12 protein-coding genes are annotated in these 20,712 nt (G+C 67.2%); 2 read left to right on the forward strand and 10 right to left on the reverse strand.

Annotated features, from left to right (window positions below; translation table 11 throughout):
• Nucleotides 1-3: 3 nt before the first annotated feature.
• From RIN61_RS23600 to RIN61_RS23610, 3 genes are read right to left on the reverse strand one after another with little or no spacing between them, the layout of a single operon-like run.
• Nucleotides 4-3,108, reverse strand: a complete 3,105-nt coding sequence (locus tag RIN61_RS23600) for an amino acid adenylation domain-containing protein (RefSeq protein WP_186556091.1) — start codon at nucleotides 3,106-3,108, stop codon at nucleotides 4-6.
• Nucleotides 3,105-12,041, reverse strand: a complete 8,937-nt coding sequence (locus RIN61_RS23605) for a non-ribosomal peptide synthetase (RefSeq protein ID WP_313854483.1) — start codon at nucleotides 12,039-12,041, stop codon at nucleotides 3,105-3,107. The genes RIN61_RS23600 and RIN61_RS23605 overlap by 4 nt, the downstream gene beginning before the upstream one ends.
• 6 nt (nucleotides 12,042-12,047) lie before the next feature.
• Nucleotides 12,048-13,025, reverse strand: a complete 978-nt coding sequence (locus RIN61_RS23610; protein WP_125859231.1) for a TauD/TfdA family dioxygenase — start codon at nucleotides 13,023-13,025, stop codon at nucleotides 12,048-12,050.
• Nucleotides 13,026-13,225: 200 nt separating this feature from the next.
• Here RIN61_RS23610 and RIN61_RS23615 point away from each other — a divergent pair, with 200 nt between their 5' ends.
• Nucleotides 13,226-13,441, forward strand: coding sequence for an MbtH family protein (locus RIN61_RS23615; protein ID WP_313854486.1), 216 nt, complete (start codon nucleotides 13,226-13,228; stop codon nucleotides 13,439-13,441).
• Between the two features lie 4 nt (nucleotides 13,442-13,445).
• Entirely contained in the window at nucleotides 13,446-14,861 is a 1,416-nt protein-coding gene (locus tag RIN61_RS23620) for a diaminobutyrate--2-oxoglutarate transaminase (protein WP_125859229.1), read from the forward strand.
• A gap of 128 nt (nucleotides 14,862-14,989) precedes the next feature.
• Here the strand turns inward: RIN61_RS23620 and RIN61_RS23625 are convergent, their stop codons facing one another.
• Genes RIN61_RS23625 through pilL2 form a run of 7 tightly spaced genes read right to left on the reverse strand, consistent with a single transcriptional unit; the run spans nucleotide 14,990 to nucleotide 20,630 of the window.
• On the reverse strand, nucleotides 14,990-15,718 hold the full coding sequence (locus tag RIN61_RS23625) for a TIGR03747 family integrating conjugative element membrane protein (RefSeq protein ID WP_125859228.1): 729 nt from the start codon (nucleotides 15,716-15,718) through the stop codon (nucleotides 14,990-14,992).
• Nucleotides 15,719-15,742: 24 nt separating this feature from the next.
• A complete protein-coding gene (traD, locus tag RIN61_RS23630) occupies nucleotides 15,743-17,869 on the reverse strand; it encodes a type IV conjugative transfer system coupling protein TraD (RefSeq protein ID WP_258641820.1) in 2,127 nt (708 codons plus the stop codon).
• 9 nt (nucleotides 17,870-17,878) lie between these two features.
• Nucleotides 17,879-18,298 carry an integrating conjugative element protein gene (locus RIN61_RS23635; protein ID WP_186556087.1) on the reverse strand — a complete coding sequence of 140 codons (420 nt, stop codon included), beginning with the start codon at nucleotides 18,296-18,298 and terminating at the stop codon, nucleotides 17,879-17,881.
• Nucleotides 18,295-18,849 (reverse strand): lysozyme family protein, encoded by a 555-nt coding sequence (locus RIN61_RS23640; protein WP_313854491.1) that lies wholly within the window; start codon nucleotides 18,847-18,849, stop codon nucleotides 18,295-18,297. The genes RIN61_RS23635 and RIN61_RS23640 overlap by 4 nt, the downstream gene beginning before the upstream one ends.
• Entirely contained in the window at nucleotides 18,831-19,550 is a 720-nt protein-coding gene (locus RIN61_RS23645) for a TIGR03759 family integrating conjugative element protein (RefSeq protein WP_186556085.1), read from the reverse strand. Before RIN61_RS23645 ends, RIN61_RS23640 begins: the two co-directional genes overlap by 19 nt.
• A gap of 10 nt (nucleotides 19,551-19,560) precedes the next feature.
• Nucleotides 19,561-20,232, reverse strand: coding sequence for a hypothetical protein (locus tag RIN61_RS23650; RefSeq protein WP_313854495.1), 672 nt, complete (start codon nucleotides 20,230-20,232; stop codon nucleotides 19,561-19,563).
• Complete coding sequence (pilL2, locus tag RIN61_RS23655) at nucleotides 20,229-20,630, reverse strand: PFGI-1 class ICE element type IV pilus protein PilL2 (RefSeq protein WP_225915588.1); 402 nt, start codon at nucleotides 20,628-20,630, stop codon at nucleotides 20,229-20,231. The genes RIN61_RS23650 and pilL2 overlap by 4 nt, the downstream gene beginning before the upstream one ends.
• Between the last annotated feature and the right edge of the window lie 82 nt (nucleotides 20,631-20,712).

Below are 20,712 nucleotides of genomic sequence, written 5' to 3' on the forward strand. Positions count from 1 at the left end.
GCATCAGCTCCTTGGCGCAGCGGCGGATTGGGCGCGGGCCTGCAGGGCGGCGCGTTCCTCGGGCGACATCGCCGCCAGCATGCGACGCAGCTCGGCGATCTTCAGCAGCTTGCCTGGCTGGCTTTCCTGGGCGCGCAGGGCATCTGCCAGCGCCGCCACGCTGGGGTGGTCGAACACCAGCGCCGGGGCCACTTCCAGTTGCAGCAGGCTGCGCAGGCGAGTGCACAGCTTGATGACGATCAGCGAATGGCCGCCGAGGTCGAACAGGCTGTCGTCGATGCTCAGGGCCGCCCGTTCGAGCAGCTCCTTGTAGAGGTCGACGAGCAACGCATCGAGGGCGTCGCGCGGTGGCAGCTCGACCCGCTCGCTGGCCTGGCTGTCGGCGCTCGGCAGCGCGCCGAAGTCGACCTTGCCGTTGGCCAGGCGTGGCAGCTCGGCCAGGCACAGCAGTTGCGCCGGCACCAGGAAGTCGGGCAGCCGAGTGCGCAGTTCGCCGAGCAACGCGGCGCTGTCGCGCTGGCTGACGGCATAGGCCAGCAGCCTGGCGTTGTGGAACTGCACCACGGCCTGGCTGACCCCTTCGAGGGCGGCCAGGGCCGCTTCCAGTTCGCCGGGCTCGACGCGGAAACCGCGGATCTTGATCTGCTTGTCGCTGCGCCCGGCCAGTTGCAGCTGGCCACTGGCCGACAGGCGCGCCAGGTCGCCACTGCGGTACAGGCGCTGGCCGGGTTGCAGCGGGTCGTCGATGAAGGCATCGGAGCTGCGGTTCAGGTAGCCACGGCAGACCTGGGCGCCGCCGATGTACAGCTCGCCCAGGGCGCCGAGCGGGGCCGGTTGCAGGCCGGCCGGCGTGGCTTCGAGCAGGCGCACCCAGGTGTTGGCCAGGGCGTGTTCGAGGCCAAGCGGGGCGCGTGGGCTGTAGCCCTGGTCGAGGCTGTACAGCACGCCCACGGTGGTTTCGGTGGGGCCGTAGTGGTTGTGCACGCGGCTGCCCGGCGCCAGCTGTTCGATGCGCTGGCGCAGGCTGCCGGGGCAGGCCTCGCCGCCGAGGATCAGCACCTGGGGCAGGCTGCAGGCCTGCTGGCCTTCGAGCAGCGCCGCCAGGTGCGAAGGCACGATCTTCAGGCAGTCGACTTGCCCGGCTTCGAGATAGCGGGCGAAGGCGGCGGCATCGCGGCTGGCCTGGTCGTCGGCCAGCACCAGGCAACCACCGGTCCACAGCGCGGCGTAGAGGGTGGTGTTGCCAAGGTCGGCGGCCACCGAGGAAATCAGGGCGAAACGCCGGCACTGCGCCAGGCTGAGCGCTTCGCTGACCGCGGCAGTGTAGTTGAGCAGTTGGCCGTGCTCGATGAGCACGCCCTTGGGCTCGCCGCTGGTGCCGGAGGTGTACAGCAGGTAGGCGGCATCGGCCAGGCTGATGTCAGGGTCGGCCGGTGCGGCGGCGGGGGCTTGGAGCAGCTCGGCCAGGGCGTTGCCCTGCGGGCCGCCGATCAACAGCTGCGGCTGGGCGTCGGCGAGGATCCGCTCGACGCGCGCCTGTGGCCAGGCCGGGTCCAGTGGTACGTAGGCGGCGCCGGCGCGCAGCACGGCGAGCAGGCCGAGCAGCAGCTCGGCCGAGCGTGGCAGCAGCAGCGCGACGTTGGCGCCGCGACCGATGCCGCGCGCCTGCAGCACCCCGGCAAGGTGCTCGACCTGCGCATGCAGCTGGGCATAGCTCAAGGTCTGCCCCGCGGCCATCAGCGCCGGGGCGTCGGGGCTGTGCTGCGCCCAGTGGGCCAGGCGCTCGATCAGCGGGCGGCTGCCGAAGTCGCGCTGTGGGCCGCGCAGGCTTTGCTGCAGGCGCTGATGCGCCGCCGGGCTCAGTGGCAGTTCGCCGATGGCGCGCTGGCGTGGCTGTTCGACCAGTGCTTCGAGTAGCTGTGCATACTGCTCCAGCAGGCAGCGCAGGTCGGCCTCGGGGTACTGCGCGGTGGGTGACTGCAGGCTCAGTGGCTGCAGCTGGCCCTGGGCGTCGAGGGTTACCTGCAGCGCCAGTTCGAAGCCCGAATCGGCGCCGGGCAGGGTATCGACCGACCAACGCAGGCCGCCGCTGGCGAACGCCGCGCTGTGGCGCACCAGGTTGAAACCGACGGTGCGCTGCAGCGTCAGCGTGGTGTCGGCGACGTTCCAGTACTCCTGTTGCTGGGCATGGCTTTCGAGCTGTTCGGCCAGGCGTTGCAGCCAGGCGCTGAAGGGTTGGTCGAGCGCAGGTGCCAGGGCCAGGGGCAGGATCTTCTCGTAGACGCCGATGCCGTTGGCCAGGGTCTCATAGTCGAAGCGGCAGTCCTGTTGCCAGCCGGCGATGAACTCGGCGTTGCCGCCGATGCGCGCCAGCAGCGCCCACCAGGCTGCCTGCAGCACGGTATCCAGTGCTTGCCCGGCGCTTTCGGCCAGTTGTTGCAACTGTGCCTGCAGCGTTTCGGGCAGGGCCTGTTGCACGGCGTTGCCAGGGGCCTGCGGCGAGGCCTCGGCGAGGCTGCCCAGGCGTACCGGGGCCAGGTGTTCCAGGCGCAGGCCGGCCCAGTAGGCACGCCCGGCGGGGGCTTCCTCATCGGCGTCCAGGTCGTTGCGCCACTCGACGTACTGGCTGTACTGGAAGGCTTCCTCCAGTGGCGCATCGGGCTGGGCATACAGCGCGGCCAGCTCGCCGAGCAGGTTCTGCAGGCTCAGCCGGTCGCTGGCGCAGGTGGCGACGTACAGGTCCAGCCGCCACTGTTCGGGGCCCTGCTGGCGCAGGACAGCGCGCACCAGGGCACCCTGGTCGATGGCCAGCGGCTGGGCGGCCAGGGCCTGGGCCTCGGCGTGCTGCCCGGCGTCCAGCAGGTGCCAGTCGAGGGTGCTGGCGACCACGCTCTGGCGCAGGCTGCGGTAGAGGGTCGATGGGCGCAGCGCCACGCGCAGGCTGGTGTGGCGCTCGATCACCTGCAGCAAGGCTTCGTGCAGGCGGCCCGGCTGCAGGGGCCCGGCAAGGTTGACGCCCAGCTGCAGGGGCGCGCGGCCGTGCTGCACGGCCAGGGCCTGTTCGGCGCTGAGGGGTAGGTCGTGGCTCAAATCCAGGGTGTGGTTCATTGCGCGGTCTGATCCTGCAGTTCCATTGCGGTGTGTCGGGCGGCCAGCTGGGCCGGTTCATGCATGTCGCCCATGGCGACGGCGATCTTGCGCGGGCCTTCGTACGGGTCGCGGGCGTGGGCGGCGATCAGGTTGTCGAGCATCACCACGTCGCCGCGCTGCCAGTCGAAACGCACCGCGCAGGCTTCGTACAGGCGACCGATCAGGGCCATGCTGGCGTCGTCGATCGGGCTGCCGTCACCGAAGTACACCTGGCGCGGCATACGCTCCTGGCCGACCATGTTGAGCAGGTCTTCGCGTACCTGGGGCTCCAGGCACAAGGTGTGGTGCAGCTGCAACTGGTTGAAGAAGCTGCGCTCGCCGCTCAGCGGGTGGCGGATCACCGCCGGGCAACGGGTACGGGTTTGCAGTTCGTCGTTGGCCAGCCAGCGGAACTCGGTGTTGCTGGCCCGGCACAGGTCCTCGACCTGCTCGCGGCTGTCGGTCTTGAAGAACTCCCGCCAATTGACGTCCAGGCGCTCGGTGAAGGTGCGCACGTACAGCAGGCCCTTGCGTTCGAAGGCTTCGGCCAGCTCCGGCGGCAGTTGCCGGTACAGCTCGCGGCAGTCGACGATCGGCGTGGCGCCGCCGACCGGCGACGGTTGCTCACAGTAGAACCACTGCTTGCGCGGCGAGCGGGGCAGGTGCGAGCTCTCGTTGTGGAACAGGATCATTTCCCGCTCCGGGTAAGGCGTGGAGCGGTAGATGTTGCGCCCACCTTCCTTCTTCGGCAGGTCGCCGTAGCCGCCGAACAGGCCGGGGTGAATGGCTTCGGCGAAGGCTTCGAAGGCTTTCGGGTCGTCCAGGGCGAAACCGCGGAACAGCAGGCCACCGTGTTGGCACAGCAGGGTGTCGATCAGGTCGCGGGAGCTCTGCGCCCAACCCACCGGGTCCAGGTCCGGGGCCACGGGCTCGATCAGCAGCGGGAACTCGCGGCCGGGTTGCAGCGCCGAGGTGCGGATCAGTGGCCGGGGCGCGGCGGCGCGGGCCGGGAGTTTCTTCAGTTTGTCGAGCTTGCTGGACGATGGGGCTGGTTTTGCCAAGGCCGGTGTCTCCACGGTGGGCAGCGTGACGGTGAAATGGGCAAGGGCGGCGTGGGGCTGGTCGACCACCTGTTGCAGCAGGTTCAGCCAGGCGTCGATCAGTGCGTCGATGCGCTCGCCCTTGAACAGGGCGCGGGCGTAAACCCAGTCGCCGCGCATGACCTCGCCGTGGCGCTCGAGGAACAGCGCCATGTCGAACTTGCTGGTGCGTTCGGCGGCAGGCCGCATGCGCACCTCGAGCCCTGGGATCGAGAAGTCGCCCTCGGGGGTGTTCTGCAGCACGAACAGCGCCTGCACCAGTGGGTTGCGGCTACGCTCGCGCGGGACCTGCAGCGCCTCGACGATGCGGTCGAACGGCAGCGCCTGGTGCTCCAGGGCCTGCAGGCAGGTGTCGCGGGTGCGGCCGAGGAACGCGCGCAGGCTTTCGCCGGCCAGCCGGCGCGAGCGCAGCGGCAGGACATTGACGAAGAAGCCGATCAGGCCTTCGAGGTTGGCCTCCTCGCGGCCGGCGACGTCGGTGCCCAGCAGCAGGTCGTCGGCACCGGTGACCGCGTGCAGCAGCAGCTCGAAGCTGGCCAGCAGGAGCATGTACAGGCTCACCCCTTCGGCCAGGGCCAGGGCTTCCAGGCGGGCCAGCAGTGGCGCGGGAATTTCCAGCGCCCTGGCGGCGCCGCGGGCGTCGGCCTGGGCCGGGCGCGGCCAGTCGCTGGGCAGGGCCAGCACCTGGGGCGCGTCGTGCAACTGGCCCTGCCAGAAGTCGACCTCGCGCTCCAGTGCGGCGCCTTGCAGGCATTGGCGCTGCCAGGCCGCGTAGTCGGCGTACTGCACCGGCAGCGCCGGCAACGGTGCCTGGCGCCCCTCGCGCAGGTTGGCATACAGCTGGCTGAACTCGTTGACCAGCACGCCCACCGACCAGCCGTCGGCGACCATGTGGTGCAGGGCCAGCAACAGCAGATGCTGTTGTTCACCGAGCTTGAGCACCCGGGCCCTGATCAGCGGGGCCTGGCGCAGGTCGAATGGCAGGCGCAGGTTGTCCAGGCTTTCCTGTTCGGCCACCTGCTGGCGCTGGGCGTCGTCCAGCGCGCTGAGATCGCGCAGGGTGACGTCCAGTTCCAGCTGTTCGGCGATCAGGGTGATCGGCTCGCCGTCGATGTCCTGGTAGCTGCTGCGCAGCACTTCGTGGCGCGCCAGCAGGGCATTGAAGGTGGCGCGCAGCGCGGGCATTTCCAGCGGCCCGTCCAGGGTCAGGCTGGCGGCCATGTTGTAGGCCGCCGACGGGCCGTGCAGGCGATCGACCATCCACAGCCGTTGCTGGCTGAGCGACAGCGGCATGTGCGCCTGGCGCGCTACCGGCAGCAGTTGCGGGCCCGCCGTGGCCTGGGCCGGCTCGGCGGCCAGGGCATCCAGGCGGGCGGCCAGTTGCCACAGCAGCGGTGCCTCGAACACGCCGCGCAGCGGCAGCTCCAGGGCGCAGCGCTGGCGAACCCGGGCGATCAGCCGGGTGGCCAGCAGCGAGTGGCCGCCGGCCTCGAAGAAGTGGCTGTTGCGCCCCAGTGGCTGGGCGGGCAGCAGCGTCGCCCACAGCTCGCCCAGCAATCGCTCGTTTTCGCTGGCCAGGGGTTCGACCTCGGCCTGTTGCAGCGACGGTGGCGGCAGGGCCTTGCGATCGACCTTGCCGTTGGCGTTGGTCGGCCAGGTGTCCATGGCGACCCACAGCGACGGCACCATGTACGCCGGCAGGCTGTCGCGCACGTGCTGGGCCAGCAGGTTGTCATCGAGCTGATGGCCGCTGCGTCCCTGCCAGTAGCCAACCAGCATGTCGCTGCCGCCCAGGTGTTGCAGGCTGACCATGGCGCGCAGCACATCCGGGTGGCGCTCCAGGTGCGCCTCGATCTCGCCGGGCTCGATACGGAAGCCCCGCAGCTTGAGCTGGAAGTCCTTGCGGCCCAGGTACTGCAGGACGCCGTCGGCGTCCCAGCGGGCCAGGTCGCCGCTCAGGTACAGGCGGCTGCCCGGCGCGCCGAACGGGTTGGGGATGAAGCTGGCGGCAGTACGTGCCGGGTCGGCCAGGTAGCCGCGGCTGACACCGATACCGCCGATGGCCAGTTCGCCGACCACGCCGTCGGCCACCGGTTGCAGGTCGTGGCCCAGCACGTACAGCTCGCTGTTGGCGGTGGGCCGGCCGATGGCCACGTTGGCGCCTTGGCCAGGGGCCTGGTACAGCGGCTGGAAGGCTACGTCATCGGAGCATTCGGCCGGGCCGTAGGCGTTCATCAACGGGATCTGCGGGTAATGACGGAACCATTCCTGAGCGGTGGCGACCGGCAGCGCCTCGCCGGTGGGCAGTACCCAGCGCAGGTGCGGCAGTGGCAGCGGCTGGCCATCGAGGCTTTCGAGCATCGCCTGCAGCAGCGCCGGCACCGGTTCGAGCAGGCTGACCCGGCGCTCGCGCACCAGCTGCAGCAGCGCCTGCGGGTCGCGGACCAGATGATCGCCGATGATCTCCACGCAGGCGCCGAACAGCGGTGCGGTGAGGGTCTGCCAGACCGAGATGTCGAAACAGGCCGGGGCGGTCTGGGCGATCACGTCGTCGGCGTTCAGGCCCAGGGGCCGCAGCTTGGCCAGCATGTTGTTGAGCATGCCGGCGCGAGGCACCATCACGCCTTTGGGTTGACCGGTGGAGCCGGAGGTGAACAGCACGTAGGCCAGCTGGTCGGCGCGCGCCGGCTCGCTCGGCAGCATGCCGGTGGCGCTCATCTCCAGCAGGTCGGCAGGCAGTGCGCGGTGGCCCTGGTAGACCGAGGCCAGGGGTTCGGCGTAGGCCTGGCTGCAGACCACCAGTGGCGCTTCCAGGCGCGCCAGTACCTGTTGCCAGCGTGCCGGCGGCTGCGAGGGCTCCAGCGGCAGCCAGGCGCAGCCGGCACGCAGGGTCGCGACCATCAGGCAGAACCATTCGATGCCGCGCTCGGCCAGCAGTGCCACCGGCTGGTCGGGCCGCGCGCCGAGGGCCTGCAGGCCGCGGGCCAGGCGTTCGGAGTGCTGCCACAGTTGCGCGTAGGTCAGCGACTGCTCGGCACAGCGGGCGACAATGCGCTCGGGGTGGGCCGCGACCTGGGCGGCCACCCGCGCTTCCCAGCTGTGTTCGAGGCTGTAGTCGGCCGGGTTGAGCCCCCAGTCCAGCAGGCGTCGATGCTGTGCCGGGCTGAGCGTGGTGAGCTGCTCGAGGCGGGTGTCCGGCGGGCAGTCCAGCGCCTGCAGCAGGTTCAGCAGGTCATCGCCCAGGCGCTCCAGCGCGACGGCGGGCAGGCGCTGGGCGTCGGCGCTGAACAGCACTTCCAGGCAACGGCCTGGCAGCACTTCGACGGTCAGGCCGTAGCTGGTCTGCTCAAGGTTGTCGAGGACCTTGAAGGTCAGTTCGCCAGCCTGCAACTGCCGTTCGCTGAGCGCCGGCAGGTTCTGGAACACCAGCAGGGTATCGAACAGACCGGCACCGCGAGGGTGCTGCTGGAGGATCTGCGCCAGTGGCGTCTGCTCGTGCTCACGCATGGCCACGCTGACCGCCTGCACCTGTTGCAGGTAGTCGCACAGGGCCATGTCGGGGGCCGTGCGCAGGCGCAGCGGCAGGGTATTGATGAACACCCCGAGCATTTGCCCGGCATCGGCCAGTGCGTCCGGGCGGCCGCTGCTGGTGACGCCGAACATGACCTCGGTGTGGTTGTTGCCGCGGGCCAGTAGCAGGCCCCAGGCGGCTTGCATCAAGGTGTTGAGGGTGACCCGGCAGGCCTTGCCAAGGTCATTCAGGCGGCGGCTGTGGGCCTCGCTCAGGCGCAGGCTGTGGCTGTGGTAGCGCGGGGTGACGGGCTCGGCCGGGTTCAGGGCCGGCAGGCTGCCGACGCCCTCGAAGTTCGCCAGGTGCTGCTGCCAGTACTGCAGGCTGTGCTCGGCCGGTTGCGCCGCGAGCCAGGCGATATAGTCGCGGTAGGGCGGGCGGGATGGCACGGCGAGGCCGTTGTAGCGGGCCAGGATTTCCTCCATCAGCATCACCGAGCTCCAGCCGTCGGCAATCAGGTGGTGGCGGCTCCAGATCAGCCAGCTGTGCTGCGCGTCGAGGTAGATCAGCGCCACCCGCTGCAGCGGTGGGCGCTGTGGGTCGAAGCCTTGTGCGCGGTCGGCCTGGCAGTAAGCGTCCAGGGCCTGCTGGCGCTGCGTCGCGTCGAGGGCGCTCCAGTCCAGGCGTTGCACCGGCAGGGTCAGTTCACTGCACACGCCTTGCATCGGTTCGTCCAGCCCTTGCCACAGAATCGCCGTGCGCATCAGCGGGTGCGCGGCGAAGGTGGCGTGCCAGGCGGCCAGGTAGCGCTCGGCGTCCAGTGGGCCTTGCAGCTCGGCCTGCAGCTGGTTCACGTACACCCCGCTGGCGCCTTCGAGCAGGCTGTGGAACAGCAGGCCTTTCTGCAACGGCGAGAGCGGGTAGGCGTCTTCCAGGGCTGTGCCGACCAGCGGTTGCAAGGCTTGGCGCTGGTCGGCGCCGAGCGACACCGAGACGCTGGCTGGTGTTGCCGGCGCTGGCGTGACGGGGGCGGGCTGTGTCGGCTGGCGCTGGCTGACCAGCAGGGCCAGGGCGTCGATGCGCGGGTGGGCGAACAGTTCCTTCGGGCTGAATTTCACGCCCAGCTTGCGGGCCTTGGCGATCACCTGCAGGGCGATGATGGAGTCGCCGCCAACGCCGAAGAAGTCATCCTCGCGGCCGATGTCCGGGCGCTCCAGCACCTCGCGCCAGACCGCCAGCAATTGCGCCTCCAGGGCCTTGAGCGGCGAGTCCAGGGTGGCCGCGAGGCGGGCGATGGTGGGGTGGGCGAAGAAATGCTTGGGGGTGAACTTGAGCTGGGCCTTGCGTGCCTTGGCGATCAGTTGCAGCGCCATGATCGAGTCGCCGCCCTGGGCGAAGAAATCGTCATGGATCGACAGTGTCGGCTTGTCCAGAATTTCGCGCCACAGTGTCAGCAACACTGCTTCGACCGGGTCGCGTGGGGCGTCTTGCTGCTGCGCGGCGGGTTGGCCCGGGGTCGGCAGTGGCAGGTTGTGGCGGTCGACCTTGCCGTTGCCCAGGCGGGGCAGGCGGTCGAGCTCCAGGTACAGGCTGGGCACCAGCGGCTCGGGCAGTTGTTCGGCCAGTTGCCGGCGCAGTCGATCATGGTCCAGCCCGGGCTCGGCCACCAGGTAGGCGATCAGCCGTGGTGCTTCGCCTTCGTTGAGGGCACGGGCGAGCACCGCCGCTTCGCGCACCCCGGCACAGGCGCGCAGGCAGGCCTCGACCTCGCCGGGTTCGACACGGAAACCGCGGATCTTGACCTGGTCGTCCATCCGGCCGAGGAATTCGATGGCGCCGCTGGCCAGCATGCGCACGCGATCGCCGGTGCGGTAGAGGCGCTGGCCCAAGCCTGAGAACGGGTCGGGAATGAACTGGCGGGCCGTCAGGCCCGGTTGGCCCAGGTAGCCGTCGGCCACCCCGGCGCCGCCGATGTACAGCTCGCCGATGCTGCCCAGCGGCAGCAGCGTGAGGTGCTGGTCGAGCACCTGGGCCTGGACGTTGTCCAGCGGCTGGCCGACCGGGGCGAACCCGGACAGGCTCGGGGCGTCGTCCTGCACGGCGTGGGTCAGGCAGCCGACCGTGCTTTCCGTGGGACCGTAGTGGTTGACGATCCGGCAGCCCGGGGCCAGGGCCTGGATGCGCCTGATCAGGGCCAGGTCCAGGCCTTCGCCGCCGAGTACCAGGCACTGGTGGGGCAGCAGGCGTTGCGGTTCGGCCACGGCGAGCAGGGCACCGAGGTGCGAGGGCACGATCTTCAGGCAGTCGACCGGGTTGCTCGCCAGGAACTGGGCCAGTTCCTCCGGAGCGCTGGCCAGCTCGTCGCTGATCAACTGCAGGGTGCGGCCGCTGAGCAGTGCGCCGAACCAGGCGGTGTAGCCCAGGTCGGCGGCGACGCTGGCCAGTGCGGTCAGGCTGGCGTCAGGGCTCAGGGCCAATGGCTTGAGCACGGCCTCGGCGTAGTGGATCAAGTTGCCCTGGGTCACCCGCACCGCCTTGGGCGTGCCGGTGGAGCCGGAGGTGTAGATCAGGTAGGCCAGTTGCAGCGGATGCGCATCAGCGCTTGCGACGCTGGCGTTGCGGGCCAGGCCGTGCAGCGTGTGGGTGGGGTCGATCAGCACGCTGGCGGCGCTGTCTTCGAGCAATTGCCGCTGCCGTGCGGTGGGCAGGGTTGGGTCCAGGCACAGGTAGGCCGCGCCGAGTTTCCAGCTGGCCAGCATGGCGGTGATCAGTGCGCGGCTGCGGGGCAGGGTGATGGCGATGATCTGACCGGCGCCGGCGCCCGCTTCACGCAAGCGCTCGGCCAGCGCGCTGGCGGCCTGGTCCAGTTCGGCGTAGCTCAGGCTGCCGTCGGCATCGCGCAGGGCGGTGCGCTGGCCGTGGTTGCGGACCTGGTGATCGAAGGCGGCCGTGGCAGTGGCGAAGGCCGGCGGTTGGCAGGCACCGGCGCGACGCGCGCTGTTGGCCGGTGGCGCTGCGGGCAACTGGTGAACGGGGGCGTCCAGGTGCGCCAGGGCGTTGCCGGCGAACCAGGCGAAGTCTTCAGCCAGGCGGGCGATACGTTCGGCATCGAACAGGTCACTGCGATAGCGCCACTGCGCCAGCAATTGTACGCCGTCGTCCTGCCAGCGCAGGTTCAGTTCATTGGCGGCGCCACGCTGGGTGAACAGGTGCTCGCGTACGCTGTAGTCGGCGAAGGCATCGTCACGCCGGCTTGGCATGTAGGTCATCATGCAGTGGAACAGGGGGCCGCTGGCGACCTCCTGTTGCAGGAGCGCCGCCGGGTAGCGGCGATGGCGCAGGGCTTCGCGCAGTTGCTGGGCGGTGTCGCGCAGGCAGTCGGCCAGGCTCGGGGCATGGCCGAAACGGGCGCGCAGCGGCAGGCTGTTGAGGGTGAAACCGATCAGTTCCTTGTAGCGGGCCTTGTGGCGGTCCATGGTCGGCGTGCCGATCAGGAAATCGTCCTGGCCGGTGTAGCGGTGCATGAATACCTGGAACAGGGTCGCCAGCACCACGTACAGGCTGACGCCATGCGCCTCGGCCAACTGGCGCAGCTGGTCGCTGCGGGCCTGGTCCAGCAGTAATTCGACTTCGCCGCCGGCAAAGCCGGGCGTGCGTGGGCGAGGGCGGTCGGCGGCCAGGGTCAGCGCCGTCGGGTTGCCCGTGAGCTGCTCGCGCCAGTAGGCGGCGGCCGCGCCGAGCTTGTGCTCGGCCTGCAGTTCGCGTTGCTCGTCCAGCCAGTCGAAGTACAGCCCGGCCTGGGGCAGCACCAGCGGCTCGCCGGTGAGTTCGGCATGGTAGGCGGCGAAGGTCAGCTTGAGCATCCATTCGACGCTGAGGAAGTCGCCGCTGATATGGTGGGCGGCCATGCACAGGTACAGACGCCCCTGGCACTGCAGCAGGCGCAGTCGGCAGATGTCCGCCGCGGCCAGGTCGAACGGCTGGTCGGCGTGTTGTTCGATCCAGTCGGCGACGCCTTTGCTGTCCAGGCTATCGTTGTGCTCGACGCTGGCGTTCACCCGGACCTGCCCGGGGTGGTACATGAACACAACGCCGTTCTGCTCGCGGTAGCCGCAGTGCAGGGTTTCACAGTGCTCGACCACCCGTGCGAACGCCCGGCACAGGGTGGCGGGGTCGAGGTCGGCGCGCAGTTCGCGGGCGGCGACCATGTTGTATGCCGGGCTGGTTGGGTTGAGCTGGTGGTACTGCCACAGCGCCTGCTGGCCGGTGCTGGCGGCGTGCTGCGAATGGGAGGTCGTCATCCTGGGTCACTCCTGAGCCGGTTCGGCCATGGCCACGATCACTTGCCGTGGCCCTTTGAAGCTGGCGCGGCCATGGGCCACCAGCATGTTGTCGAGCATCAGCACATCGCCTTGTTCCCAGGGGAAGCGCACGGTGCATTGCTCCAGTACACCGCGGATTTCTGCCAGCGCGCTTTCCTCCAGCTCGCTGCCATCGCCGTAATACACATTGCGCGGCAGGTCGAGCGGGTCGTCGACCACGGCCAGCAGGCTTTCACGCACCGCTGGCGGCAGGTTGGAGACGTGGAACAGGTGGGCCTGGTTGAACCATACCCAGTCTTGCGTGACAGGGTGGCGAGCGGTGGCTTGGCACACCTGGCGGGTGCGCAGCTCGCCGTCGTCCTTCCATTCGAAGGCGATCTGGTTGGCCCGGCAGTAAGCCTCGGCGACGGCGCGGTCCTCGGTGTTGAAGGCCTGTTCCCAGGGCAGGTCGAGGCCATTGCCGTAGTTGCGCACGTACATCAGGCGCTTGTCGCTGAAACGTTGGCGCAGGGTGGGGTCGAGCTGCTGGTAGATCTGCCGGCTGTCGGCGATCGGTGTTTCGCCACCCTCTGCACTGGGCTGGACACAGTGGAACCAGATCTTCATCGGCCACTGCAAGGTATACGACTGCTCGTTGTGCAGCGGGATGACCTGGTGCGCGGGGTATTCGGTGGAGGTGTACACCCCCTGCTCGATTGCCTTGCGCGGGGTGGAGCCGAATTCGTAGTTGAGCAACGGGTGGCCAAAGCTGCGTACCAGTGCCTGGAACGACTGTTCACCCAGCACATCGAAACCCCGCAGCAAGAGGGCGCCACTTTCATGTAGGCACTCGTCGGCCAGTGCATGCAATGCCTCGATGCTCCATGCGCCGGGCTGCTCCGGCTTGACCAGCAGCGGCAGATTGCGGTCTGGCATGAGCGCTTGCACCGACAGGCCATTGTTCTGCCCGACACCTCGTCCCATGAGCTTGCTCCTTTGTTCTCTTAGTTGTCACAGCCAAATGCCATCGTGGGTAGACCACCGGGCGCCGGCGAAATATATACGAAAGATATAGCAAGTGTTAATGCTATTTATTAGCATTCGCACGTTTCGTAGCGCGCCTCGACTGGGCCTTAATCGGGCAGCCGGGATCCATGAAAAAACTCTTGTCCAAGGAATAGAAAATGAGTTGGGAAAAGGCTGAAAGCGGGTTCGTAGTGGTGGTCAATCATGAGGAGCAATATTCGATCTGGCCGGATTACAAGGCCCTGCCTGAAGGCTGGCGCGTGGTTGGCCAGCAGGGGGACAAGGCCCAGTGCCTGGCCTGGATCGAGCAGCACTGGACGGACATGCGTCCGCTGAGTCTGCGCGTTGCCCTTCAATCCGGCGGCCAGCGCTGATTACATGCAGACGAGGAGTTCATCCATGGAAGATGTTCAGTTCCCTCTGTTCAGCCTGGCGCATTTTCGCCAGCAACCCGCCCGCAGTTTCGAGGCTGAGCCAATGCTGGAGCGGCAGGCTGCGCGCGAGTCGAATGCTCGCTCCTACCCGCGTCGCATTCCGCTGGCGCTCAAGGAGGCGCACGGTCTCTATGTTCTCGACAGCCGTGGGCAACTGTTCATGGACTGCCTGGCGGGCGCTGGAACCCTGGCGCTTGGCCACAACCATCCGTGCACCCTGGCGGCGATGCGCGAGACCCTGGACAGCGGTGTGCCGCTGCACACCCTCGACCTGACCACCGCAGTCAAGGACGAGTTTGTCGAGACCCTGTTCAATGCCTTGCCGCCGGCCTTCGCCGCCCAGGCACGCATCCAGTTCTGTGGGCCGACCGGCGCTGACGGCATCGAGGCGGCGATTAAGCTGGCGAAGATCGCCACTGGCCGCAAGGGGATCTTCTGCTTCTCTGGCGGCTACCATGGGATGACCCACGGCGCCCTGAGCCTGATGGGCAACCTGGGGCCAAAGCAACTGCCGGGTTCGCTGATGCCTGATGTGCAGGTGCTGCCTTACCCCTATGACTATCGCTGCCCGTTCAGTATTGGCGGTGAGGCTGGGGTGGACGCCGGCCTCAGCTACATCGAGCAACTGCTGACCGATCCGGAGTCCGGCGTATCGCTGCCGGCGGCGGTGGTGGTGGAAGTGGTGCAGGGCGAGGGCGGCGTCATTCCGGCGCCGACGCGCTGGCTCCAGGGCCTGCGCAAGCTGACCCAGGCGCACGGTGTCGCGCTGATCATCGACGAGGTGCAGAGCGGCATCGGGCGCACCGGGCGGATGTTCGCCTTCGAGTACGCCGGCATCGAGCCGGACATCCTGGTGATTTCCAAGGCTGTCGGCGGCGGCCTGCCGTTGGCGGTAGTGGTTTACCGCGACAGCCTCGATGTGTGGAAACCAGGGGCCCACGCCGGAACGTTCCGCGGAAACCAGCTGGCGATGGCCGCCGGTACCGCGACCTTGCGTTACATCCAGGCGCAGGGCCTGGTGGCCAATGCCGAGCGCCTGGGCGAGCATCTGATGGCGCGACTGCGCGAGGTGCAGCGCGACTTTGCCTGCATGGGCGATGTCCGTGGGCGCGGTCTGATGGTCGGTGTGGAGCTCGTTTGCACGGCGCCGGGCCAGGCACGGGTGCCGGCTGGCGATGGCGCACTGGCCAAGGCCCTGCAGCAGCAGTGTTTGCGCGAGGGCGTCATCCTCGAACTGGGCGGGCGGCATGGTGCGGTGGTTCGGTTCCTGCCGCCATTGACGATCAGTGCCGAGGAAATCGACGTGTTGGTGGAGAAGTTCCAGCACTGTCTTTCTAGCGTTGTGGCCAGCACACACTGAAGTGTGTTTTGTTAACGCTGGAATAGTAGGTATGCAAAGCACGTCCCACATTGAATGGATCATCGAACAGTGAGTGGAAAAATCCGAATTTGTGGGATAGTGCGAGCTCTGATACTGCAGTCCATTTATCAGAGATATTTTTTGAAGGTAGCAGCTGTGATCGCCACCATGCAGCCGAGCAGTGCTGCACAAGGCACTAAGACCCAGATGGGGTTGAGTGTCCAAGGTAGGGAAAGGTAGATCACCCATGGGCTAACCATCAATGGAAATAATGTCCGCTTCGCTCGGTGGTAGACAAAACTGCTCTCGCGATCCGCGCTGAATTTGCGAAGGTCTCGGCGCATCAAGCCATCGACAGCGCCGGTGATCACGGCGAGCAGGAATAGCGGCGTGGCTAGGGTGAGGACGGCGAGGCGCACGACGAAGGTGAATACGGTGAATAGGGCGGCCAATAGGTAGTCCTGCAGCACAACGTACGCTTGAGCAAACTGACCCTGCACCGAGACTTCATGACTTAGGAGTTTCAGTTGAGTGTCTGAATGCGCCCAGCCGGTGCGGACCACGACCCAATCGCTCAAGTGCTGAAGCACTTTAGCGGTGGCTTGCGCGGGTTCCTCCACGAGCAGCGAGTTTTTGAAGTGATCGCTTAGCCATCCCAGCTCACTCAGCCACATGGCATGGCTGTGATGCCAGCCCTGCTCGGGCCAGAACCAGACCATGCCCACGAACTCCAGGATGATGGAGAAAATCAGCGAAGCGAACAGCAGACCGAGCAGCCGCAGACAAAGCTCAAGCGTGCCGAAGATCAGCCCCGGACGTTTTTGCGCAGGAGGTTGGCTGACTGGAGTGGTCGGCATAGGGGCTCCGCAGTACTTGGTCGCTTACGGCGCGTGCCTGCGCCCTGGTGGAGGCATCTCGGGATCGAAATCTGCCGTGGGTGCGCCTCCCGCGTTACTCCACCAACTCCCCGCATTGGCGTTATAGGACTCTCGCATACGCGCCGCCAGGGTCTGCAGGTCTTCTGGCATAGCATCATCGCTGGCCGGTTTCGGTAGCGGCATGCGCACCTTCCACAGTTGCCCGCCTTCCTGAAACGAGAACATCTGGCCCTTGGGCAGGGCGATAATGTGCGCCGGTTCGATCAGTGGTACGGCAGTGGTGGTGACCCGGTCCTGCGAAGAGGAGGTGAAGTCGGTACGGGCATCCGGATCGGCGGTGTCCGTCGCTCCGGAGACCAAAGTGCGTGTCTGCACGTTGACCTTGGGCAGCTGGTTGGTCAGTAGTTCAGCGGTGGCGGTTTCCCGTACGCGCAGCATCTGCAGGGTGTTGAAGTTGCCGATGACCTGGCCGGCCTTGGCCCGGTTGCCGATACGTGCCTCGATGTCGCTCAAGGTCTGGGTGTAGGCCGTGACCTGGATACCGGCACCGCCGCCCTTGTTGATCAGCGGGATGAACTCGTCGCCCATCAACTCGTTGAACTCGTCAGCGTGCAGGTTGATGGGCACCTTGTCCGCTGCGCTTGAGGAGCCGGGCAGGCCGTGATCGATGCCGTGTTTGTAGATGTGGCCGGCGACGGAGACCAGGTCGGCGAACATCGAGTTACCGACTGCGGCGGCCACTTCGGCATCCGATAACGCGTCCAGGCCGACGTAGACGATGCCGCGTTTGCGGATGACCTGTAGCCAGTCGAAGATCGGTCGCGGATCATCCAGGTCGGAGTAATTCGGGGCCAGCAGTTGTGCAGTCTTGCCACTGGTGAGTTTTTCCAACAGTGGCAGCAGCGACGCCACGATCTTGTCGAAGTAGGTGCGGTCGTAGCGCACGGCCGAGCGCAGGCCGTCCATTACCGGGTCGAAGATGCGCTTGGCGGTCAGGTACTGCTCGATGGCCACCACGCGCTTTTCCCGGCCAACCATATGCCGCGGAATGTTCTTCTCGTTCAAGCGGCCTTCGATCTGCACGATCGCTTCCCAGGCCAGCGGATCATGGCGGGCGAAGAAATGCTGGGCATACTCGATAAACAGCGCATCGATGTTCACCACATGGCGCTGGATCTGCAGGTAGTCCGGGCGGCGACCGAGCTCAATCAGCGCCCTCGCGATGATGTTGACGAAGCGCCAAGCAAACTCGCGAAAAGCCGCCGAGTTGCCTTCACCGCTCAACTGGCCGGCGATCCGGGTAGCGACTTCCGAAATGCGCCCGAAGCGGCCGATGGCGTTGTAGCGTGCGGAGATCTCCGGCCAGCCCAGGTGGAAGACATAGAACTCGTGCTCGCGGCCAGCGCGCCGCGCCTCGACGTACATGCGCTTGAGCAGGTCGGCGTCGCCCTTGGGGTCGAAGACGATGACCACTTCCCGGCTCGGTCGATGGATGTCCTGGGTGATATACACCTCGGCCAGGCGAGTCTTGCCCACCCGTGTGGTGCCCAGCACCAGGGTATGTCCAACGCGCTCGCTGAGCGGCAGACTGGCTTCCTGCTCCTTCGGTTCGACGCCGTGCAGCAATGGCGAGCCGCCCACCGGCGGTAATGGACGCACCGGATTGAACGGGCTGTCCCACGCGGTCAGGCGAGGCAGCAGTGATAGTACCGGTGGGGCTTTCTCCAGTAGCTGTTCCATGCGTCGCGCCCACTGGTGGGCAGTCGACTGGTTGACATAGCGGGCCAGCGCCGGGTCCTGAGCTTCGAGCAGGCGCTGCGTGTGCAGGCGGGTCCAGCGAAAGCCGCGGCCCATGAACAACCGCTTGCTGCTCACCGGAATCTGCCGGCTGGTCAGCGAATAGCGCGGCAGGCGGCGGATATTGCGCCGGTAGCGCAGGACGATCCGCGCTTCGTTGAGCCGCTTCAGACCGAACGCGGTGTAGGCCAGGGCCATGCCAGCCCCTACCTCAGGCGACAGGGCCACGGCCCAGGGTGAATGCAGGCACAGCGCACCGGCACCGGCGCAGAGACCCACGGTGTACAGTTCCACCGCCGGTCGCAGCAGGGATTCCATCGCATGCTCGCCCATGAAGTACCCTCACTGTTGCAGGTTGGTGGGCGTGATCAGCACCGGGTAGTGGTCCAGCTCCAACCGTTCGGCAATGTCGTCACCACTGACTGGCCAGATGTTCAGCCCGGGCGCTGCCGTCTGGATGCGACGCAGCGCCTGCACATTGTCTACTTCGACCGCCAGCCCGTTGGCGCCCAAGTCTTGTAGCGCCTGGGCGTGCCGCGACAGCCACTCCACGGAAGCAGGGTCCTGCCCAACCAGGAACAACGGCGTCATGCCGGGCAGTCTCAACGTCCTGGGCAGCACGGGACCTGGCGAGAGGCGAGCGCTGCGCACCGGCAGCACCCAATTCAACGTGGCTGGGTCGGGTGGGCTTTTGGACTCAGCGCTCGCGGCAAGTGACAGCCAGGGGCAGAGAGCTATGGCGACCAAGTGCAAACGTCTCATGGCAGGGACCGCCCTGGTGCCGTCGCGACGGGCTGGACGCGCTGCCAGTGACGGGTGAACTGACGGCGATAGTGCGCCGCAGGAGGACCACCGGCAGGCCGGTGATAGCGGCCGGCGGCGACAACCCAATCACCGGTATCGGCAAAGTGCGCGCGCAACAGCTCGGCGGTGACAGCGAGGTTGGTGCGGGGATCGAGGGCATCGCAAGCGCTCGGGTAGCGGTCCGGGTGATAACCCAGGTTGGTTTGTCCCAGCCCGACATCAATGCGCTTGGGGTCGTGGCGACTGAGCGCTTCCCTCAGTGCGGCACAGGCCTGGCCGCGTCGGGCAAACCGCAGTGGTGAACCCGCCACATTCAGGGTCCACGGCCAGGGCATAAGCTGTCCGCGCAGCGGTGTACCACTTTCGTGCAGGGCGATGGCGAACAGCACCGAGGCGGGGATACCGGCACGCGCGGCCGCCAATTGATAGGCCGGCGGCGGCAGAGTATCTGCGTGAACGCTGGCCGCCCCGACCATCGCCAGGGCGAGAATCAGTCGACGCGCTGCCATTTTCCATCCACCTGCTGATAGCGGGCTGGCAGGGGCCGGCTGGCGCCCAGGGCAAACCAGCGGCCGCGGTCATGGTTCAAGGTGACCTGGCCGCCGCTGACCTGTGTGGCGGTAATACCTGCACCCTGCGCCCATTGGCGCAACCGCGTATCGTTGCCTTGGCTGCCGACCAGGTACACATCCAGCCGCGCCCCGGCCCGCAGCCATTGCTGGAGGCTGGTCACGCAGGCGGCGCATTTGTCTTCCACGAAAAGCGCCGTACGGCTGCTGTTCGAGGGTTCGGCATCGTCGCTCATGCCCTGCATGGGCTGCAGACCTGGAAACAGCCGTGCCCAGGCCGCGGAGTAGGCCTTCTGGTAGGCCAGTTCGCGCTCGGCACGCTTGGCTTCCAGACGGACCTGCAGCTCGGCGTAGCGCTGCCGCTCCTGATCCGAGTTGGCCTCGACACCCAGGGTGGTGAGCGGGTCAAGTTGCGGCGACCAGTAATGGCGGGGGCCGGTCTGCAGGCGCTCAAACGTGGCCCATTCGTCATCCGTCAGGCCCCAGGTCTTGGCCTGGTCTGCAGCAGACGCCTGTCGTGCCAGCGGCGACTGCTCACTGAACTGCACCTGAGCGTCGACATGCTTGGGGACACTCGAGCCCTGATCGGCGAACACGTAAGCCGGCAGTAGGATGAGCGCAAGCGCAGAGAACCTATGCACGTTCACCTCCTCATGGGATGGGCAGGGTGCGATCGCCATGGCCCGGAACGTAGAACACGGCCTGGCCCTCCCGAATCGCCCGCAGTTGCCAGCCGTTCAAGCTGTCACCGGGCTGAAGCAGGTGCACGGTGGACAGTGCATGGGTGCCGGCAGGCAACGCAGTCACGAACCTGATGGTGCCGCGCATCTCGATACCCTGCAGGGTGAAAGGCGGCTGCGGCGCCGTGGCTTTTGATTTTTCGCGGAAGGAGGCAGGTTGGGATGCGGCGGTAGCTGCTGGCACCTTAGGACAGGTCGAGAGCTTCTCGAGTGCCGCTTCTGCCTCCCTCATGCGTTGCGCCAGGGCGGTCAGATCGGCGCTGCTCGGTCCTGGCGGTGCCGCTTGCAGGACCCTGACGGAGGTCGCCAGCTCGTCGAGTTGCTGGCCGAGCGTTGCCTGCGCAGTGGTCTGCTGGTGTTGTGCGTCTTCCAGGGCCGCGACTTGTGGCGAAAGTGTGGCGAGTGTGGTGCGCAATTCCCCGATGTCGCGACGCAGTGACGGGCCAGGGTCAGCCGGCGCATTCCGTGCAGCAGTCTGCAGTTCTGACAGTTGCTGATGCTGGTTGTAGCTTTCAGCCGCGAGGACGGCAGCCCCCAGGCATAGCGCGCCGATCACCAAGGCCTGAAAATGGTGAACCTTCATGGTGCGGTCTCCAGTGTCGAGAAGGGCGGCTTGGGCGGGGGCAGGCGCAGGGCGTAGCACACGCTCCGCTCGACCGAATCAATGTCCAGGCGCCAGGCGGGGCCGCCGATGACGGTCAAGGCATCCAGTAGTGAAATCGGCCCGAGGTCGTGATGCACGGCAGGCAAGGGGCGGTGGAACAACCGCGCCACGGCAGGGTCATCGGGACAGAGGGAGTAGCCCGAGTGCTGCAGCACGTGGCGCAGCGCTTCACCGACCGTCGCGTGCAGCGCTGGAGCGATCTGGACGTTGATCAGCTGATACAGCGGTTGGCGCTGCTCCAGCGTTGGCCGGGTGCTGGCCAAGGTGTAGCGGTCCTGTCGGACCCAGGCGGGTACCGGGGATTTTGGCTTGGCCATTGCGGTCGGGGCCGGTGCAGGTGGCGTAGGGGTGGGCGCCGGTTGAGGCGTGCTGCAGCCCAGCAACGTGAGCATCAGTCCG

The sequence above is a fragment of the Pseudomonas inefficax genome, from assembly GCF_032164165.1.
Classification (GTDB): Bacteria; Pseudomonadota; Gammaproteobacteria; order Pseudomonadales; family Pseudomonadaceae; genus Aquipseudomonas; species Aquipseudomonas inefficax.